This window comes from Streptomyces sp. S3(2020), assembly GCF_013044505.1.
GTDB lineage: Bacteria > Actinomycetota > Actinomycetes > Streptomycetales > Streptomycetaceae > Streptomyces.
On record NZ_JABERD010000556.1, the window covers coordinates 1 to 730 of the forward strand.

A 730-nucleotide genomic window follows, 5' to 3' on the forward strand; every position below is an offset into this window, starting at 1 on the left:
GCTCTGACGTCGTTGCGTTGAAGATTGACGCGATTTTTATGGCGGAGCGGTTGCGGTTGGGGGTGTGGTGCGGTTGTGGGTGCGGTGCGGGTGTGTGGTGGGCAACCGGCCTTCGGCCGGATCTGGTTTCCCGCCCGCACCGCCTGTGCTGCCTTCGTTGTCGGGTGCGGGTGGCCCTTGTGGGGGTTGAGCGCCGTCGGCGGCCGTCGGTGGCCTTCGGGTGGGGTAGCACCAGCCGTCAGGCGTCAGCCTGTGTGGACCCTTGGGCGGTGGGAGCGGTTTGGTTCTGCTTCGCGGAGGACTTCTCGGGTGACCGGGGCCACCTCGCCCTGGCCGAAGAGGAAGAAGCGGAGGAAGTTGGCGAAGGGGCTGCCTTCGGTCCATTCGAAGTAGATGTGGGGGGTGCAGCCCGTGGTGTCGCGGACGTGGAGGAGGAGGGCGGCCAGGGCATTGGGGATGGAGGAGGACTCCAGGGTCAGGACGCGGTAGCGGTTGTGGAGGACCTCGCCGCGTACCGTCAGGCCCGCCTCGAATTCCGAGGGGTCCAGGACTGTGACCTCGACGAAGACGAAGTCCTCCTGGCCGGGGATGTCGTTGTCCTCGCGGATCTGCTCGATCTTGTCGCGGTACTCGGCCTTGTCGCGCTGGTCGGGCTCGTTGGCGATGAAGCGGATCTTGCGGCTGGCGATGTCCCGGACGAAACGTTCCGCCATGGGGTCGAGCGTCACGC

The 730-nt window shown here is 66.7% G+C and carries 1 pseudogene; it reads right to left on the reverse strand.

Annotated elements, in window-relative coordinates:
* Positions 1 to 245 precede the first annotated feature (245 nt).
* Positions 246 to 730, reverse strand: a pseudogene (locus tag HLK59_RS50305) (amino acid transporter); the annotation flags it as partial.